Source organism: Pseudomonas xionganensis (assembly GCF_009763245.1).
Lineage (GTDB): Bacteria > Pseudomonadota > Gammaproteobacteria > Pseudomonadales > Pseudomonadaceae > Aquipseudomonas > Aquipseudomonas xionganensis.
This window is the reverse complement of sequence record NZ_WKJZ01000001.1, coordinates 1,317,055-1,332,215: the sequence shown is the minus strand read 5'-3', so window position 1 is coordinate 1,332,215 and position 15,161 is coordinate 1,317,055. Positions and strand designations below refer to the sequence as shown.

General features: G+C 63.2%; 18 protein-coding genes. 7 read left to right on the top strand and 11 right to left on the bottom strand.

Annotated elements, in window-relative coordinates:
• Positions 1-16: 16 nt before the first annotated feature.
• The 3 genes from GJV18_RS06095 to GJV18_RS06085 are packed head-to-tail and all read right to left on the bottom strand — an operon-like array spanning position 17 to position 1,126.
• A complete protein-coding gene (locus tag GJV18_RS06095) occupies positions 17-634 on the bottom strand; it encodes an SOS response-associated peptidase (protein WP_160343811.1) in 618 nt (205 codons plus the stop codon).
• A gap of 49 nt (positions 635-683) precedes the next feature.
• Complete coding sequence (locus GJV18_RS06090; protein ID WP_160343810.1) at positions 684-944, bottom strand: putative signal transducing protein; 261 nt, start codon at positions 942-944, stop codon at positions 684-686.
• The gene (locus GJV18_RS06085; RefSeq protein WP_160343809.1) at positions 944-1,126 is read right to left on the bottom strand and encodes a CPXCG motif-containing cysteine-rich protein; all 183 of its coding nucleotides are present in this window, start codon (positions 1,124-1,126) and stop codon (positions 944-946) included. The genes GJV18_RS06090 and GJV18_RS06085 overlap by 1 nt, the downstream gene beginning before the upstream one ends.
• Before the next feature lie 101 nt (positions 1,127-1,227).
• Between GJV18_RS06085 and GJV18_RS06080 the strand changes: the two genes are divergently transcribed.
• Positions 1,228-2,394: a 1-acyl-sn-glycerol-3-phosphate acyltransferase gene (locus GJV18_RS06080; protein ID WP_160343808.1), complete on the top strand. Its 1,167-nt coding sequence runs from the start codon at positions 1,228-1,230 to the stop codon at positions 2,392-2,394.
• A gap of 67 nt (positions 2,395-2,461) precedes the next feature.
• Here GJV18_RS06080 and GJV18_RS06075 read toward each other — a convergent pair whose 3' ends face one another.
• A complete protein-coding gene (locus GJV18_RS06075; protein ID WP_160343807.1) occupies positions 2,462-2,749 on the bottom strand; it encodes a hypothetical protein in 288 nt (95 codons plus the stop codon).
• A 255-nt stretch (positions 2,750-3,004) separates the two neighbouring features.
• Here GJV18_RS06075 and GJV18_RS06070 point away from each other — a divergent pair, with 255 nt between their 5' ends.
• The gene (locus GJV18_RS06070; RefSeq protein ID WP_160343806.1) at positions 3,005-3,193 is read left to right on the top strand and encodes a hypothetical protein; all 189 of its coding nucleotides are present in this window, start codon (positions 3,005-3,007) and stop codon (positions 3,191-3,193) included.
• Between the two features lie 61 nt (positions 3,194-3,254).
• On the opposite strand, the gene GJV18_RS06065 is transcribed toward GJV18_RS06070, so the two are convergent.
• Positions 3,255-3,839: a YajG family lipoprotein gene (locus tag GJV18_RS06065; RefSeq protein WP_160343805.1), complete on the bottom strand. Its 585-nt coding sequence runs from the start codon at positions 3,837-3,839 to the stop codon at positions 3,255-3,257.
• Positions 3,840-4,014: 175 nt separating this feature from the next.
• On the opposite strand from GJV18_RS06065, the gene GJV18_RS06060 reads away from it, so the two are divergent.
• Together GJV18_RS06060 and mqo are read left to right on the top strand one after the other, a co-directional pair.
• Complete coding sequence (locus GJV18_RS06060) at positions 4,015-4,248, top strand: hypothetical protein (RefSeq protein WP_160343804.1); 234 nt, start codon at positions 4,015-4,017, stop codon at positions 4,246-4,248.
• A 457-nt stretch (positions 4,249-4,705) separates the two neighbouring features.
• Entirely contained in the window at positions 4,706-6,217 is a 1,512-nt protein-coding gene (mqo, locus tag GJV18_RS06055; protein ID WP_160343803.1) for a malate dehydrogenase (quinone), read from the top strand.
• A gap of 119 nt (positions 6,218-6,336) precedes the next feature.
• Here mqo and GJV18_RS06050 read toward each other — a convergent pair whose 3' ends face one another.
• The 3 genes from GJV18_RS06050 to GJV18_RS06040 all read right to left on the bottom strand — a co-directional run bounded on the left by GJV18_RS06050 (position 6,337) and on the right by GJV18_RS06040 (position 7,623).
• Complete coding sequence (locus tag GJV18_RS06050) at positions 6,337-6,693, bottom strand: PilZ domain-containing protein (RefSeq protein ID WP_160343802.1); 357 nt, start codon at positions 6,691-6,693, stop codon at positions 6,337-6,339.
• Between the two features lie 64 nt (positions 6,694-6,757).
• Positions 6,758-7,183 (bottom strand): DUF4124 domain-containing protein, encoded by a 426-nt coding sequence (locus tag GJV18_RS06045; RefSeq protein ID WP_160343801.1) that lies wholly within the window; start codon positions 7,181-7,183, stop codon positions 6,758-6,760.
• Positions 7,184-7,248: 65 nt separating this feature from the next.
• Entirely contained in the window at positions 7,249-7,623 is a 375-nt protein-coding gene (locus GJV18_RS06040; protein WP_160343800.1) for a tetratricopeptide repeat protein, read from the bottom strand.
• Positions 7,624-7,768: 145 nt separating this feature from the next.
• Between GJV18_RS06040 and GJV18_RS06035 the strand changes: the two genes are divergently transcribed.
• A complete protein-coding gene (locus GJV18_RS06035; protein WP_160343799.1) occupies positions 7,769-8,575 on the top strand; it encodes a tetratricopeptide repeat protein in 807 nt (268 codons plus the stop codon).
• Positions 8,576-8,667: 92 nt separating this feature from the next.
• A complete protein-coding gene (gene pyk / locus GJV18_RS06030; protein WP_160343798.1) occupies positions 8,668-10,119 on the top strand; it encodes a pyruvate kinase in 1,452 nt (483 codons plus the stop codon).
• A 246-nt stretch (positions 10,120-10,365) separates the two neighbouring features.
• On the opposite strand, the gene GJV18_RS06025 is transcribed toward pyk, so the two are convergent.
• From GJV18_RS06025 to GJV18_RS06015, 3 genes are all read right to left on the bottom strand, one after another.
• Entirely contained in the window at positions 10,366-11,139 is a 774-nt protein-coding gene (locus tag GJV18_RS06025) for an enoyl-CoA hydratase (protein ID WP_160343797.1), read from the bottom strand.
• A 103-nt stretch (positions 11,140-11,242) separates the two neighbouring features.
• Positions 11,243-12,181: an iron-sulfur-binding ferredoxin reductase gene (locus tag GJV18_RS06020; protein WP_160343796.1), complete on the bottom strand. Its 939-nt coding sequence runs from the start codon at positions 12,179-12,181 to the stop codon at positions 11,243-11,245.
• On the bottom strand, positions 12,174-13,310 hold the full coding sequence (locus GJV18_RS06015) for a GGDEF domain-containing protein (protein WP_218571967.1): 1,137 nt from the start codon (positions 13,308-13,310) through the stop codon (positions 12,174-12,176). The genes GJV18_RS06020 and GJV18_RS06015 overlap by 8 nt, the downstream gene beginning before the upstream one ends.
• 234 nt (positions 13,311-13,544) lie before the next feature.
• On the opposite strand from GJV18_RS06015, the gene GJV18_RS06010 reads away from it, so the two are divergent.
• On the top strand, positions 13,545-15,068 hold the full coding sequence (locus GJV18_RS06010; RefSeq protein ID WP_160343794.1) for a fumarate hydratase: 1,524 nt from the start codon (positions 13,545-13,547) through the stop codon (positions 15,066-15,068).
• The last annotated feature ends 93 nt before the right edge of the window (positions 15,069-15,161 follow it).

Genomic DNA, 15,161 nt, shown 5'->3' with positions numbered 1-15,161 from the left:
TGCCTGGACGGAGGATTCACGCCGGAGTCAGACACTCCGGCGCATCCAGCGCAGGATCGTTGACCAGACTGGCCAGGGCACGCTCCCTGAGCTGCACCTGGGGGCGGGCCAACAGGGCGAGCAGATCGGACTGCGGGGTTTGCGGGTTCAGCCATAGCGCCCGCTCGGCGGCATCGAGCACCAGCGGCCGGCGCAATCCACCGGCCTCCTGGGTGACCAGGGCGGTACTCAGATAGTTGTGCCCGGAGACCGGATAGGCTTCCCACAAGGCGGCGAAATACAGAATCGAGTCCTCGGCGGTCATCCAGTAGGCGCGCTTGCGGGCACTGCCACGCCATTCATAGAAGCCGTTGGCCGGTACCAGGCCACGGCGCAGACGAAAGGCCTCGCGAAACATCGGCTGCTCGGCCAGGGTTTCGGCCCGGGCCTGGGCGGGGGTCTTGCTCAGGTCGGTGAGCCAGGCCGGCGTCAGCCCCCAACGCACCCGGTCCAACCTTGGCGCATCCTCGGTATGGCGCAGCAACAGCACCTGGGCCGGCGGGGCAATATTCCAATGGGGCTGCTGGTCAGCGGGAAAGCCTGGCAGCGCGGCAAACTCGGCAGACCAGCGAAACAGGGCAAAACGTCCACACATGGGCAGGCTCAACAGGGGGAAAGCATTGCAGCGGAGCGGCGGGCGTGACTCAACAGAGCAGCACGCCCAGGCTTGGCTCCGCGTCATCACCGGGCAAGGGTTGCGCCGCATTGTACGCGGCGATCAGCTGCTGCGCGCGCTCGGCCTGCTCATCGTCCACCAACAACCCCAGCAGCCCACAAGCGGGCAACTCACCCACCGCGCCGGACAGGTGACGACCGGTCAGATAGGCCTTTACCCCCTCGCTGGCCAGCATGGCCTGTAACAGTTCGCCTTCCATGGTGTCCTGGGGCTCGTAGATTCGCTGCATCAGTCATTCTCCGTACGCACGACCAGGGACCAGTCACGACCATCGGTGCACAACTCGAACAGCACCGGTCGGCAACACACCGGGCAATCCTCGATGTACTGCTGATCGCCGCCGGACAGATCCAGAGTCGCCTCCACCGATTCGCCGCAATAGGGGCATTGGTAAGCCTGATATTCCAGCATCTGAGCCTCCGTGTGACTTGGGCGTATAATCGCCGGTCTATACCTGGCCCCGGATTTCCTAAAGCGGGCGCCACCACCACCGCAGCCAACCACAAGAGAACATGATGGGCGAATTCGATGCCATCCGACCTTATGCCGACGCCGAAGTGCCCGCCGTTATGGCGCGCCTGCTGAAGGATCAGGCCTTTCTCGACACGCTCACCCGCTTCCGCTTTCCGCGCCTGGCCGGCTCATTCGCCTGGCTGCTCAAACCACTTATAGCCTATCGCCTGGGGCTTGAGTTCCGCGGCATCAACAGCGTGGCCGGACTGCAGGAAAAAATCGAACCCTATATCGACCGCACGGTGGAGCGCGCCACCGACGGCGTGACCTACTCCGGCACGGAAAACCTGTCCCGGGGCAACGCCTACCTGTTTCTGGCCAACCACCGCGATATCGTCATGGACCCGGCCTTCGTCAACTACGCCGTGTACCACGCCGGGCTGCCGACACCGCGCATCGCCATTGGCGACAACCTGCTGCAGAAGCCCTTTGTCAGCGATCTGATGCGCCTGAACAAGAGCTTTATCGTGCACCGCTCGCTGAGCGGCCGGCGCGAAAAGCTGGCGGCCTTTCAGCTGTTGTCGGCCTATATCAACCATTCGATCCTCAAGGACGGTGAGTCGATCTGGATCGCCCAGGCCGAAGGCCGTGCCAAGGACGGTGATGACCGCACCGACTCGGCCATCCTCAAGATGTTCCACATGAGCCGCAAGGACGAGCCCTTCGCCGAGGTGATCAATTCCCTGCAGCTGATCCCGGTGTCGATCAGCTACGAATACGACCCCTGTGACCAGGCCAAGGCCCGCGAGCTGTTTATCCGCGAGAGCAGCGGCAGCTATCAGAAGGCGCAAGGCGAAGACGACCAGAGCATTGCCCTGGGCATTACCGGCTACAAGGGCCGGGTGCATATCCATTTCGGCCAGCCGATCAGGCAGTGCCCGGAAGACAGCAAGCAACTGGCCAGTGAAATGGACCGACAGATTCTCACCGGCTATCGCCTGTTCCCCGTGCACTACCTGGCCTATGCCATGCACAGCGAGCGCGACCCGCAACTGGCCGTGCCGGACGCCAGCGAGCTGTTCCCCGCCGACGAGCTGGCCAAGGCCAGCCGCGAATGGCAGCGGCGCCTGGACGCCTGCCCGGCGGAACAGCGGCCACAGCTGATCCGCCAATACGCCAATCCGGTGCGCAATCAGTACCGCATCAAAGCTGGCTTGCCGCTCTAGCAGGCTCGGCGGCGGATGCAAAAACGGCAGCCCTGGGCTGCCGTTTCTCTTGCTGGGCGATGGCCGGCTAAACCTGGGTACTGGCCCAGGAAATCAGCAGCGCCGCGGCCAGCGTCACCAGACCAAAGCCGTAAAAGAAGCGGTTGATGCGCAGGCCCGGCTCGTCTTCGGGATATTCGGCGCTGCCCAGCTCATCCAGCTCACCCTGGGCCAACAGGCGGGCCACAACTCGTTGCTCGCGCATGCGGGTGGCCAGTAGCAGCCAGGCCCCGGCCAGGGCAAAAAACAGCGCCAGCCCGTTGAGCAGCTGGGCAGGATAGGCAAGAAACAGCGACCACAACACCTGCAACGACATCTTCGACCTCAACTTGGGGTCACCGGCTTCCTGCTCCGAACCCCGATGACGGCGACACGCTGCGACCGAGCCGAGCGTGCCCAAAGGCCGCGCAGTCTACCCAATCAGCCCCCTGACCAGATCCCTTTCCGACGAACTGCAAGATAAATGACCAGCCGGTCTAAACGCTGTCACATTCATGGCCTATGGTCTAAGGGCCCGGGGCAAACCAGACAGGCGCCCCAGGCCAGCCAACCACTCAAGGAGGGAAGACCCATGCTGCATACGCAACCCCAAGACCACGACTATCTGATCGACAGCCTGGAGGAGATCGAAGCGGTGATCGACGAGCTGTCATTCAATGTGCAGGATCACAACTGGCTTGTGTACTGCACCCTCGGGGGTCACGAGCATTACGCATTGCCCGATATCAGCGAGCCCGGTCACTACAGCGAAGCGGCCTGATACCCAGGATCTTTAAAGCACAAAGCCCGGTCTAGACGGGCTTTGTGCTTTACGGGGGAGCCTACTGCGCCAGCATCTGCGCCACGGCCGGATCCTTGAAGGCCCGGGTCAGGGCATCGCTGAGCACATCGCTGACCAGTTTGGTATTGGTGGCCTGGTTCGGTGCCATGCCGAAACGCTGATTGAGGGAGGCACCATAACGACCGCTGTAACGGCGATTGGCATTCTGCACCTCGATCCGCATGGTGGCAGCGATATCGGCTTCGGTCACATACAGGCCTTCCTTGGGCGACTGGTACTTCAACTCGGCCAGGGTCAGGGTCAACTGCGGGGCATTGTAGGCGCCAGCCGTGGGGGTAAAGCCGAGTAGACGCACGGCGGCCTCGGCCTGGGCCTGCAGCTTGGGCAGCACGTCCTGGCCGCTGACACTGATTGCGCTGGTATCAGGATAGAGGCCGCCACGGGTTCCCAGCACCGGAGAGGGACGACCATCCGCCACCCGCACCACCACCGGCTGGCCCTGCCCCACGGCAGTCAGCGGCGCATTGAGAGTCGGTTGCGGACGGAGTTGTTGCGGGCTGTGGGCGCACCCCACCAAGGCCAGACTGGTGACTGCGACCAGACCAATCAGCAGACGCTGCAGCATGCTCATCTCTCCAATAAAAAGGGGCGTATGCAAAAGTGGCCGCAGTATAACCAGCGCGGCCAGGGCCTAACAGGGCCTTGCTGGGACGTTATGGCGACGATTTTGGTTCCCGTCATGGCGCTGTCACGACGCTCTGGCATAAGACTTTAGTCTTCCCCAGCCGTGAGTCATCGCCATGTTTTCACTTCGTGCCCTGCTCGCTCCGCGCCCCGTCAAACGCTGCTTCGCCCTGCTCGACGCCCAGGGCATCTGCCGCGCATTGCGCCACTCAGCCCAGGCGCCACAAGGCCTGGGCTGGGTTGAAGTCGAGACGATGGGTTTGCACTGGCTCGATCAGCGCTTGCCCGCCCACGTCAGAATCAGCGCCCAACAGAGCCCGGCCTTTCGCCCCAAGGCGCTGACCGCCTGATCATCGGTCGAAGAAAAGCCACGTCAGGCAATCAATTTTCCCGCTTTGGCCTTATAATCGCGCCCCGATTATAAGGACGCCTCCTGTTCGGGCCTTGCCGTAACGCTGATGCACCCCCATCGGCCACGCCCCAGAGAGTCGCCCACTTCGCGCTGCCGCCCAGGCCGCCGCCTTTACCCATACGCAGAATGCCTTGCAACCATGCAAGGCGCTGCTATGCCGGTAAAAAGGCAGACCGGCGCAGACGTGCTTGAGGTTCACAGCTCCAAAAGAGCGTGACAGAAACGGTTTTGAAAACTTCACGAGAGTGTGGCGAAAATGAACGATCTTGCGGCAGTAATCTGCATCTTGAGCCCTTCCCCCTATAACCCCGAGTCTCTCCTCGACTGCTGATAGGCTGTGCTTTGCGCACAAGCCAACTAACGTCTATTGAGTGCTGGTTTGCGGAGAAGTGGTAATGACGCAGAACGAATACGAAACGATGGATGTGGTGCTGGTTGGAGCCGGCATCATGAGCGCGACCCTGGCCGTGCTGCTGAAGGAGCTCGACCCGGGCATCAAGCTGGAAGTGGTGGAACTGATGGCCTCCGGGGCGATCGAGAGCTCCAACCCCTGGAACAATGCCGGCACCGGCCACGCGGCTCTGTGCGAACTGAACTACACCCCGGAAGCGGCAGATGGTTCGATCGACATCAAGAAGTCGGTCACCATCAACGCCCAGTTTGAAGAGTCCAAGCAGTTCTGGGCTTATCTGGTCAATAAAGGCGCCATCGGCTCACCGCGCAGCTTTATCAACCCGGTGCCGCACATGAGCATGGTGCGTGGCAATGAGGGCATCGCCTTCCTGAAGAAGCGCTTCGATGCGCTGACCCAGCACCACGCTTTCAGCTCCATGGAATACACCGAGGATCGCGCCACCATTGCCAAGTGGGCGCCGCTGCTGATCCCCGGACGCGACCCCAGCGAACCCCTGGCCATGACCCGCGCCGAGGGCGGCACCGACGTCAACTTCGGCGCCGTGACCCAGAAGATGCTGGACTACCTGGGCCGTCAGGCCGAGGCCAAAGTGACCTGCAACCAGAAGGTTACCGATCTGAACCGCGATGGCGATGGCTGGCGAGTCACCATCAAGGACACCCAGACCGGCGCCAACCGCCAGATCAAGACCAAGTTCGTCTTCCTCGGCGCCGGTGGTGCCGCCCTGCCGCTGCTGCAACTCTCCGGCATTCCGGAAAGCAAGGGCTTTGGTGGGTTCCCGGTCAGTGGCCAGTGGCTGCGCTGCGACAACCCCGAGGTGGTCAAGCAGCACCAGGCCAAGGTCTACAGCCAGGCGGCCGTGGGCTCGCCGCCCATGTCGGTACCGCACCTGGATACCCGCGTGGTGGATGGCAAGACCTCCCTGCTGTTCGGTCCGTATGCCGGCTTCTCCACCAAGTTCCTGCGCCACGGCTCCTTCCTCGACCTGCCACTGTCGGTACGCCCGAACAATATCGGCCCGATGCTGGCGGTGGCCCGCGACAACTTCGACCTGACCCGCTACCTGATCAAGGAAGTGATGCAGTCCGAAGAGCAGCGCCTGGAAACCCTGCGCGGTTTCTACCCCGAGGCCAGGGCCGAAGACTGGCGCCTGGAGATGGCCGGTCAGCGCGTACAGATCATCAAGAAAGACCCGAAGAACGGCGGCATCCTGCAGTTCGGCACCGAGCTGGTGGCCGCGGCCGACGGCTCCATCGCCGCACTGCTGGGTGCCTCGCCAGGCGCATCGGTAACCGTTTCGATCATGCTTGATCTGCTTAACCGCTGCTTCCCCGAGCGCGTCAAGTCTGAGCAATGGCGCAGCAAGCTGGACGAGATCTTCCCGGCCATGGGTAAGGTTCTGGCCAGCGACCCGGAACGCTACCGTGAAGTCCAGGCGCGCTCCGATGCCCTGCTGCAACTGGCGCCGCTGGAACAGCCGGTTAACGCCTAAAAGGCTTCGAGCGACACTAAAAAACCGCCTTTATGGCGGTTTTTTAGTATCTATTTATCCAACAGCCTTGTAACCAGCTCGCACGGCTTGGGCCGGGCCAGCCAGTCACGCCGCGCGCCCTAGGCCGAGGCCGCCAGCGGGTGAAAGCTGAAATAGAAACGCAGCGCATCGACCATTTCCACATAGTCAGCCGGCGGGGCCACCAGGGCGAAGCCCGAATCGTAACAACCGGGCGTGACATCCTCGCGCGACCACTGGCAGGTGCCGGAGAAGTCGATGCAATGCAGGCCATGCTGGCCGGGAATCTTCAAACGCATATCGAACCGCGCGCCCACCAGCATGGGCAGCTGGCTGATCAACAGCAGGCCATCCAGGGAGACATTGCCGATGTAGCCCATCGGCTTGTCAGTAAAGCGGTTGAACACCTTCAGGTAGTAAGGCAGCTGATGGCGCTCGATGCGGCGTTGCACGGGCATAGGAATGCTAGCAGATGGCTACTGAGCATTTGAGTATGGCCCCACACCCACGTATCAGCCAGGCTCAGGAACAGCGTTCGGATATTCGGTCACGCAGTTGCCGACGAGTGGCATCCAACTCCTCATCGCTGTAGTACACGCGCTGCCCCTGCGCATCCTTGCGGTAATAACTGGCACCTTCAGGAATATCTGCAAGCTTACGCTGCAATTTCGCGCATTCAGCATCCCGTTGACGACGCTGCTCAGCAGCCTCGGCAGCGGCCTGGGCCTGCTCTGCTTGTCGTGCCTGATAAAAGCGTGCGGCGCGCTCCTCCCGCCCCTTGGTTTCTTCATCGCGCTCTATGACTTGGGGTCTGACCTCCACCTGCTGAGCCTGCACATCAGCAGCCGGACGCTGGCCGAAATGGACGCGCCCCTGCTCGTCGGTCCAACGATATATCTCCGCCATTGCCACGCCCGGCAATAGCAACAGACACCATATCGCACGCATAAATGTTCTCCCTGCATTGCGCACACCACAATCACTGAACCGGCCGCCCATACGAATCACGCTAATCAAGGCGTAGCCGGCACCAACTTGACCGACGCCGGCAGGCCGTCATGGCCCAACTGGCGCAGCGTTTCCATTCGAGCCCGGGCACGGTAGGCATATTCGCTCGCCGGATACTGGGTGAGGATGAATTGATAGGTTTGCATGGCATCTACGAATAAAGCCTGGCGCTCCAGGCACTGGCCCCGTAGCAGAGAAATCTCAGGCTGCATATGGCGCCGCGAACGGCTGGTGCGCTCGGCCTTGGACAACGACAGAATGGCGGCCTCACACTCGCCTCGCTCATAGGCCTCATAAGCGCTATTGAGGTGTCGATCAAACGAGTAGCGATTGCACCCCAGCAAACCCAACATCACACAAACCACCAATAAAATTCGCATAGAGCCCTCCTGTGATGTGCAGTGTATCGACTGCAGCGAAAAAACCTACAGACCCAATCCTCCGATGGGACTATCTGCTCAGCCGTGGTGGGCAGCGCCACAGCTAACTAGACTGGCGGAACGGCCAAGCTAATCTGGAGCCCCCATGCCTGTCATCCGCCTGTCACTTGTCCTGCTTGGTATTAGTCTGCTCAGCGCCTGCTCTCCCACCACACCTCTGTTTATCGCCCAGGTCGCCACCCATGAGGTGGTGGAATACAAGACCCTGAAGAACAACCGCATGCTGGCCGCCATCGAAGAGGAAGGCGACCTGCTGACCTACAGCGCCCAGGCCATTCGCGACGACCGCAGCGCCCAGGCCGAGAAGCTCTATCTGACGGGCTACAACGACCGCAACCTGAGCGACGAAGTACGCGCCATCGCCCTTTATCAGGCCGGCCTGCTGTATATGAATCGCTTTAACGAGGGCCGCGATGACAGCAAGGCGCTTCACTACCTGCATCAGGTGCTGGATGAGTTTCCTGCCAGCCGCGCCGCCGAACGGGCCGAGGCGCGCATCCTGCTGATCCGCCAGCGGCATAGCGAGCCGGTGCAGAAAAGCTCCAGGGAGCTGCTGGCGCACTGGCAGCCGGATCACCGACTGGATCTGTACAAGGCCAGCCTCGACCCGGACATGACCCTGCTGTCGCGCCGCGCCGTACTGAAAAACCGCGTGGATGAGGCCGAGGAGCTGTACCTGCTGGCCCTGAGCGACCCGGGTATCCCGGCCGACATCAAGGAGAAAGCCCTGTATCAGCTGGCCCTGATGTACCAGGCGCCGGACAACCCCCATGCCGACCGCGACAAGGCCATCCGCTACCTGCGCCGCCTGCTGGTGCAGTTCCCCCATAGCGAGCTAAACACCAAGGCGGCACGTCATCTGGACCAGGCACTGAACAGCAACGCACCGTGACAACAGGCCGCGATAGGTAGTGTGGTGCAACAATGACTACAGAGTCGCGGCGTAGTAGCCTGCTCGGCAGACGCTATCCATGGAGTGCCTGCATGACCCTTCGCCGCAGCAAAATCGTTGCCACCCTCGGCCCCGCCAGCAACAGCCCCGAAGTCCTCGAACAACTGATCATCGCCGGCCTCGACGTGGCCCGTCTCAACTTCTCCCACGGCACCCCGGACGAGCACAAGGCCCGCGCCCGCCTGGTGCGTGAGCTGGCGGCCAAACACGGGCGCCACGTTGCCCTGCTCGGCGACCTGCAGGGGCCGAAGATCCGCATCGCCAAATTCGCGGGCAAGCGCATCGAACTGAAGATTGGCGACCGCTTCACCTTCTCCACCAGCCACCCCCTGGACGCCGGCACCCAGGACATCGTCGGCATCGACTACCCGGACCTGGTCAAGGACTGCGGCGTCGGCGACGAGCTGCTGCTGGACGACGGCCGGGTGGTGATGCGCGTGCTCGAGGCCACAACCGACGCCCTGCACTGCGAGGTGACCATCGGCGGCCCGCTGTCCGACCACAAGGGCATCAACCGCCGTGGCGGCGGCCTCACCGCCCCGGCCCTGACCGAGAAGGACAAGGCCGATATCAAGCTGGCTGCCGAGATGGAACTGGACTACCTGGCAGTGTCCTTTCCCCGCGATGCCGCGGACATGGATTACGCCCGCCGGCTGCGCGATGAGGCCGGCGGCACCGCCTGGCTGGTGGCCAAGGTCGAACGCGCCGAAGCAGTGGCCGACGACGAGACCCTGGACGGCCTGATCCGTGCCAGTGATGCGGTGATGGTGGCCCGCGGCGACCTCGGCGTTGAGGTGGGCGATGCCGAACTGTGTGGCATCCAGAAAAAGATCATTCTGCACGCCCGCCGCCTGAACAAGGCCGTGATCGTCGCCACGCAGATGATGGAATCGATGATCCAGAACCCCATGCCGACCCGTGCCGAAGTCTCCGATGTGGCCAACGCCGTGCTGGACTACACCGATGCGGTGATGCTCTCGGCGGAAAGTGCCGCCGGCGCCTACCCGCTGGAAGCCGTACAGGCCATGGCGCGGATCTGCCTGGGGGCGGAAAAGCACCCCACCAGCAAGACCTCCAGCCACCGCATGGGCACCGAGTTTGCGCGCTGCGACGAAAGCATCGCCCTGGCCGCCATGTACACCGCCAACCACTTCCCCGGCGTCAAGGCCATTATCGCCCTGACCGAAAGCGGCTACACCCCGCTGATCATGTCGCGCATCCGCTCCTCGGTGCCGATCTTCGCCTTCTCCCCGCACCGCGAAACCCAGGCCCGGGCGGCCCTGCTGCGTGGTGTGTACCCGGTGCCCTTCGATCCGGCGGCGCTGCAGCCCAGTGAAGTCAGCCAGGCGGCCGTGGACGAGCTGCTCAAGCGTGGCGTGGTGCAAGCCGGCGACTGGGTGATCCTGACCAAGGGCGACAGCTACCACACCATCGGCGGCACCAATACCCTGAAGCTGCTGCATGTGGGTGAAGCCCTGGTTTAAAACACCCGCAATACTAAAGACCGCTCATGGAGCGAAATGCTGTTCATTTAAGGTCGCGTACGTTTTGCTCCCCTCTCCCATTTATGGGAGAGGGGCTGGGGGAGAGGGCTGAGGCACTGCGAAAATGCCAGACGCTCCTCTCCCTAACCCTCTCCCCAGAGGGGCGAGGGGACTGACCGCATCCGGCCGTGGCTAAAGTGAACAGCATTACGCTCACTGAGCGACCTTTCTGCTTGCCTCAAGAAATCAGGCGAACTTACTGAAATCCGGGGTACGCCGCTGCATAAAGGCGCTCAGGGCTTCGATGGCTTCCGGCGAACGCAGACGCTGGCCGAACAGGGCGCCCTCCTCCTCGATCACCCGGCGCAGCTGCTCACGATCCGGGGCGCGCATCAGCCGCTTGCTGTCGGCGACCGCTGCCGGCGCCAGCTGCTCGAAGCGCTGGGCCATCTCCCGGGCCTTGGCCAGGGTCGCCGCACCATCGGCCAGGGCCTGGTTGGCAATGCCCCAGCTGGCCGCCTGTTCACCGGTAAAGCTCTGCCCCAGCAACAGCAACTCGGCAGCGCGGGCATGGCCGAGCAGGCGCGGCAGGATCAGGCTGGAGCCGTATTCCGGGCACAGCCCAAGGTTAACGAAGGGCATCTTCAGGGTCGCATCGCGGCTCACGTAAACCAGGTCGCAATGCAGCAGCATTGTGGTGCCGATGCCCACCGCCGGACCGCTGACGGCCGCCACTACCGGCTTGCTGAACTCGAACAGGGCCAGCATAAACTGGAACACTTCGCTGCCCAGGCCGGTGGGCGGCGCCTGGATAAAGTCAGCCACATCGTTACCACTGGTAAAGCACTGCTCGCTGCCGGTGATCAGCACCGCGCGCACGCTCTTGTCCTGATCGGCCTGGCGCAGCACCTCGGCCATGCCGCTGTACATGGCCCGGGTCAGGGCATTCTTCTTCTCCGGACGATGCATGCGCAGGGTCAGCAGCGCGCCATCGCGTTCGACTTGCAGGTGTTCGCTCATAGGTGCTCCAAAACCTCGGGGTACGCCGCGTCGCCCAGACCGCGCGCAGCAGAAAGCGGATGTAGCGGGATCGAGTGTGCACAGCCTGGGCGGGCCAGGCATCCTACATATGGGGTAGAAACCGGTCGGCGAATATCTGACTGCGCGGCAAACCCGCCAAATAGAGGCGCCGGGCGAAATCGTCGAGCGTGGCAGGATGGCCACAGAGTAAGGCGCGGGTCTGCCGCGAAACAAGGCGCAGTTGTGCCAAAGCCGGCTGCAACTCGGCCGTCGTCCAGTACTCCACCTGCAGCTGGGGATGCTGCGCGGCCAGCTCGGCCAGAGGCTCGACCAGATAATGGCCGGCCGGGTCATGGGCCACATGGATCAGGCGTATCGCACCCTGATGCCCCTGGCGCAACGCCTCGCGCAGCAACCCATAGAGCGGCGCCAGACCGGTGCCGGAGGCCAGCAGCCAGAGCGGCAGGGTCTGCCAGTCCGGGTCATAGTGCAGAGCGCCGCCGCGCAGCTCGCCAAGACGCAGGCCATCCCCCGGGCGCAGGGCGCGGGCGGCATCGCGAAAGGCGCCGCCCTGGCGACAGTCGATATGAAACTCCAGCCAGTCATCCTCCCCCGGCACACTGGCCAGGGAATAGGGCCGGGCCACCCCCTGCTCGCTCCATAGCTGCAGGTGTTGGCCCGCCTGATAGCGCAGTGGTCGCTCGGGCTGCAGACGCAGGCGCAGCACCTCACCCGCCAGCCAGTCACAGGCCAGTACCCGGGCCGGCAGGCCATCGCGCATGGGGTCGAAGACTTCCACCTGCAGATCGTCCACCAGTCGACACTGGCAGGCCAGGCGCCAGCCCTGGACACGCTTGTCTGGAGCCAGGGCCTCGGGCTGCTGATCCAGGGGTTCGCCACTCAGGCAGCGCACCAGGCAGGCATGACAACTGCCGGCACGGCAGCTGTAGGGCACAGCCACCCCTGCATCCAACAGGGCATCGAGCAGGTTGGTAGAGGTGGAAACAACATGCCGTTGCGCACCCACGCGCAACTCAGGCATCGGCATCCTCCCAGGTCGCCGCGCAGCGATTGCGGCCATCGCGCTTGGCCTGGTACAGGGCCTGGTCGGCCCGCTGCAGGGCATCGTCGAGGTCATCATCCTTGTGCACCAGGGTCATGCCGATGGACAGGCTCAGCGGCCCTACCCTCACCCCCAAGGGTTCGGCATGGTTGAACGCCTCGCGCAGACGCTCGCAACAGGCGGAAAACTGGTCGGCCTCGGTATTGGGCAACAGCAGCACGAACTCCTCGCCGCCATAGCGGGCAATCACATCACCGTCGCGCAGACAGGCCCGCGCCACGGCGGCAAAGGTCTGCAACACCCGGTCACCGGCGGCATGGCCATGCACATCATTGATGCGCTTGAAGTGATCCAGATCGAGCAGGGCCAGGCCATGCTGACAGCCACGACTCATGCCCTCCAGCTCGTGGCTGGCCAGGCGCAGAAAATGCCGGCGGTTGCACAGCCCGGTCAGCTCGTCGGTAGCGGCCAGGTCTTCCAGCTGACGCATCATGCCGCGCAAGGTGTCCTGATGCGCCTGCAGGGCAAAACGGCGCTGGCGCATGCGCTGGCGCATGGCCTGGGCATAGGTGGCGAAGAGACAGAGCCAGGTCAGCACCACCGCCAGCACACAGACCTGCATGATGGCCACCGATGGGGTGCTCAGCTGCAGCTGGTAGCCCTCGTAGAGGTTGAGGCTGGCAAAACCGAAAAAGGCGAACAGGGCGCAGCGTACAAAGACCCGGGGCGGCAACTGGAACACGCCGAACAACATGATCAGCACATAGATCACCAGCATGCTGCCGCGGCCTTCATCGAACAGCCCCAACAGCAGGGTCAGCCAGGTCAGGGCCGTCAGCACCTGGGCCTCGGTCAGACTGGGATCGGCAAAGCGCAGATTGCCACGGCTAAGAAACAGGGCGAGAAACACCAGCTGGCTGGCAGCAGCGCCCAGCGTCATCAGCACCGCGGTTTGCGCCGTGGCCTGGAACAGCCCGACAAAGAAGCCGACCCAGCACAGCAAGGCGGTCAGGCCATAGGTCGCCACGGCCATGCCGAAACGCTTCAGCAACAGGCCCTGCAGTGTTCGCTGAGTCGCACTCTGGCTGCGTGTGCTCACGGACTCCATCCCATACTGGCATCTAGCCGTCACTGTACCCGCGTGCCGCCCTCGTGCCTAGCCCGGCCAAAGGTGGGCATACAGACCGTCCATCGGAGGTCGCTAAAGACCAAGGTCGCAGAGCGGCAGGTGTCCGCCCCACGCCTTGCGCGCTATACTGCGTGCCCTTTTTTACCGCACTGCGCGCCGGAGTAACACGCGGCGCCCCTTGAAGTTCCTGCCCCAGAAAAAGGAGCGCCCAGCATGACCGTGATCAAGCAAGACGATCTGATCCAGAGCGTCGCCGATGCCCTGCAATTTATCTCCTATTACCACCCCGTGGACTTTATCCAGGCCATGCACGAGGCTTACCTGCGCGAAGAATCGCCAGCAGCCAAGGACGCCATGGCGCAGATCCTGATCAACTCGCGCATGTGCGCCACCGGCCACCGCCCGATCTGCCAGGACACCGGCATTGTCACCGTATTTATCCGCGTCGGCATGGACGTGCGCTGGGACGGCGCCACCATGAGCGTCGACGACATGATCAACGAGGGCGTGCGTCGCGCCTACAACCTGCCGGAAAACGTCCTGCGCGCCTCGATCCTCGCCGACCCGGCCGGTGCCCGCAAGAACACCAAGGACAACACCCCGGCGGTGATCCACTACTCCATCGTCCCCGGCGACAAGGTCGAAGTGGACGTCGCGGCCAAGGGCGGCGGCTCCGAGAACAAGTCGAAGATGGCCATGCTCAACCCGTCCGACTCCATCGTCGACTGGGTTCTGAAGACCGTGCCGACCATGGGCGCCGGCTGGTGCCCGCCGGGCATGCTCGGCATCGGCATCGGCGGCACCGCCGAGAAGGCTGCGGTGATGGCCAAGGAAGTGCTGATGGAGCACATCGACATCCATGAACTGAAGGCCCGCGGCCCGCAGAACCGCATCGAGGAACTGCGCCTGGAGCTGTTCGACAAGGTCAACCAGCTGGGCATCGGTGCCCAGGGCCTGGGCGGCCTGACCACCGTGCTCGACGTCAAGATCATGGACTACCCGACCCACGCAGCAAGCCTGCCGGTGTGCATGATCCCCAACTGCGCCGCCACCCGTCACGCCCACTTCGTGCTCGACGGCTCGGGACCTGCCGAACTGGAAGCGCCGGACCTGTCCGCCTACCCGGAAATCGTCTGGGAAGCAGGCCCGAGCGCGCGCCGCGTCAACCTGGACACCCTCACCCCGGAAGAGGTGCAGAGCTGGAAACCGGGCGAGACCATCCTGCTCAACGGCAAGATGCTCACCGGCCGCGACGCTGCACACAAGCGCATGGTCGACATGCTGAACAAGGGCGAAGAACTGCCGGTCGATCTGAAAGGCCGCTTTATCTATTACGTCGGCCCGGTCGATCCGGTGCGCGAAGAAGTGGTTGGCCCGGCCGGCCCCACCACCGCCACCCGGATGGACAAGTTCACCCGGCAGATCCTGGAAAGCACCGGCCTGCTCGGCATGATCGGCAAGTCCGAGCGCGGCCCGATTGCCATCGAGGCGATCAAGGACAACAAGGCCGTGTACCTGATGGCCGTCGGCGGCGCAGCTTATCTCGTGGCCCAGGCGATCAAGAAGTCCAAGGTGCTGGCCTTCGAAGAACTCGGCATGGAAGCCATCTACGAGTTCGAGGTCAAGGACATGCCGGTGACCGTGGCGGTCGACACCAATGGCGAATCGGTGCATATCACCGGGCCTGCCATCTGGCAGCAGAAGATCCACGACAGCCTGGCTGTCGAGATCAAGTAAGCCTCGCAGTGTGATGCATCAAACCCGGCCCAGTGCCGGGTTTGTTGTTTAAGGCGTATCTGAGGTTAAGCGCTACAGCCTGAAGGCGGTTAA